This is a genomic window from Nitrospinota bacterium, from assembly GCA_035528715.1.
Classification (GTDB): domain Bacteria; phylum JADFOP01; class JADFOP01; order DATKYB01; family DATKYB01; genus DATKYB01.
In genome coordinates this window covers 1-2804 of record DATKYB010000033.1, presented here as the reverse complement: position 1 = coordinate 2804, position 2804 = coordinate 1, and the positions used below count along the sequence as shown (strand labels likewise).

Annotated in this window: 2 protein-coding genes; both read right to left on the bottom strand. The window is 36.4% G+C overall.

Going from position 1 to position 2804, the window contains the following annotated elements; genetic code table 11:
• The coding region (locus VMW81_02270) for a hypothetical protein (GenBank protein ID HUU49769.1) at positions 1-2019 on the bottom strand (2019 nt) is incomplete at its 3' end.
• Positions 2020-2093: 74 nt separating this feature from the next.
• Positions 2094-2804: hypothetical protein (locus VMW81_02265; protein HUU49768.1), on the bottom strand; the 711-nt coding region annotated here is incomplete at its 5' end.

The window sequence follows — 2804 nt, the reverse complement described above, 5'->3', positions numbered from 1 at the left end:
CGGTGCTGGCTTTTTGGCCTCTGGCTTAGTTGGGGCATATAACCCAGGGTACTTTTTAATATCTAAAAGAGCTTGTTCGTGAGACCGTCTACGTTCTAACAGATTTTTTATCCCCTTCATTTTAAAATACTGAGCATTTTTATTCGCCCACTGTATTCCTTTATCTCGTACTTCAACACCTCTTTCGGCTTTTAGCTCTTTGTTTAACCTATCAATCCATACCTTGTGATATTCTTTTTTCTGTGCTGCTGATAAATTTTCACCCCCGCTAAAGTCGCCACCAATACCACCTCTATTATACGTAATAGAATCAGGGTGGGTTAAATCTAAGTAATCCCAAGGTTCTTTAGCCTCTGGAATAGGAGGCTCTTTTTTCTCAACCATTTCAGGCGTTTCAACCTTTTTGAAACTCTCTCTAACTTTATCAACGCTCTTTCTCACTTCATTAACGTCTATCTTCTCAGTAGTAAAGCTACCTTTGGTCTCAAGGTCGGTCCATGAATGACCAACGCCTGCAAATTCACCATCGTATTTGACGTTTAGATCTTTTGATATAGTATCCATTTCAGGCTTTTCCGGTGCTATCTCCTTTGGTTTGATTGGAATTATCTCTTTTTTCTCTTGTGATCTCTTCCATGATTTCTCATTCCACTTTTGGACTTCATCGGCAGCTTTATTTCCTTCTTTAAACGCCTCTGTTTTAGATGCTCTTTCAAATGCTTCGGGATTGGCTACCCTTTTATTATCCTGCCATGCATCTACAATAGCTTCTTTTTCTGTATCATATGTCCTATCACCAGAAAACCCACGCTCATCCCAATCTGTAATTTGATATTTTCCTGGATGTTTTGAGCTTAGTGAAATAACAACGCCTTTTGTCCCTGCGTCATTTGTTAAAACAATAGGTTTATTTCCATAATTCTTTTTATATTCTGTTAGTATTTCATCTCTAGCTTTTGTTATAAGATTAGCGTCTTTTCTTGCTTCTTCTGGTGTCTGTTCAAATAAATGATTTTCTCCATACTTCTCTTTCATCTGTGTTCTAAAATTATCAAACTCAGATTTTGCAGGTTCTTTAACCGGTTCACCTACTTGTTTAGCAGGCTCTCCAATCTCCATAGGCTTTTCAAAGTCAATCTTATTATCAGCAATCTCTTTTACTCTTTGCTCAAGAATATCAAGAGGTGATGCAGTTCGTTCTTTTATAATCTCTTGCTGAACTGTTTTGGCTATTTCAGACTTAGGTTGTTTGGCAACTATTGGTTTTGCTTCTGGTTGTATATTTGCCGGTGCTTTTGGTTTAACCGGTATTATTTCTTCTTTCTTGAACGTCCTTTTAGTTTCATCTCTCCATGTTTTATTATTAAATTTCCTTATTATTTGACCCTCTGTCATATTAGGATTCTTTTTTACAGTGTCAGCAAGACTTTGTATCACTAACCCACGCTCTTTTATCGTCATCATTCTATATGCATTAGACGCTTTTATCTTTTTAATTACACCAGGTAAGCCAAAGATAAGAGCCGCTTCACCATAAGTCGCAAATAATGGTTCCAGGTATGTATCTTCAAATCCAAGTTCTTTTAGCCCTTCATTAGCTTTTTTCCCCGCATATTCACCAGCAGTTCCAGCCAGTTCAAAAGGCTTATTAATATATTCAAGTGACTTTACTTCTTCTTCGGTCACAATAAGTTTACCTGGCACACTCATAATTTCTTCAAGTGTCTTATTAGCTTCTTTAAGACCACCAGGAGTCCATTTAGGTTTACTTGGTACTTTGCTTCCACTTTTGTTAAAAGATGGTATGCCAAAGGCAAGAGGTTGTTCCATTTCAGCAGATGGTACGCCAAGTCTTATAGCGGAGATTATACCTGCCACTGGTGCTAAAATCATACTACCAAGCCCAGCACCCAATACTCTTCCTGTAGCTTTTAATGCAGGCTTTACAAATCCTTCGGCTTCGGCTTTTGCATGAGGTCTGAAAGACACAGGCCCATCACCCTCAAAATCTATATACATCCTGTCTGATTTTCTAGGTTTTGGTGATTCCCATTCAAAATCTATATTATTAAAATCTATGTTATTTGCTGGTTTCATCTTGTTTTTGGTATATATCCATAGTCTTTTTCAAACAAAGAGTTGACTTTCTCTTTTTCATTTTCTGTTTTAGCTGCATCTATATACTGCCAATATCTTTGTTCTACATGGATCGCATATTGTTCTGCTTTTTGGACAGCTTCCATAGGGTCCATACCACTTTTTTCAAGTTCAATAAGTTTTCCTTGGGCTAGTCTATGTTTGTTTTCTAATCCTTTTGTTATAATTATACTACCCATTGCATTTTGACTGCCAAATCTTTTTGATAGATTATTTATTGCTGTAGTCCATGTAATCACTTCCTTTGGTTTCTCTAATCCAGCCTTATACTTTTCCAGTGCTATCTTTTTTGCTTGTATTCCTTCGGGAGTATCTTTGTATTTACTATCTAATTCAGCTTCGTAGGCCATTAAATCTTTTTTAATTTTAAACTCTGCTTGCCTTTTTTCAGCGTCTGTTTCTTCTGGTTTTACAGGCTCAAGAATTACTTTTTTAGTCTTTTTATCGAAAACCCTACTTGAGCCAGGTACAATAATTGGTTCTTCATCATCACCAGTAAACGGATGATCAGTCCCAAATTTTGTATTAAAAAAATCAACTGAGGCTTGTCCACCAACAGTTTTCCGAATATATTCAGCTTGTTTAGTTACTCTATTTATCATTTCCCATGATTTATCAATATCCTCATTTGCAAAATATTCCATATA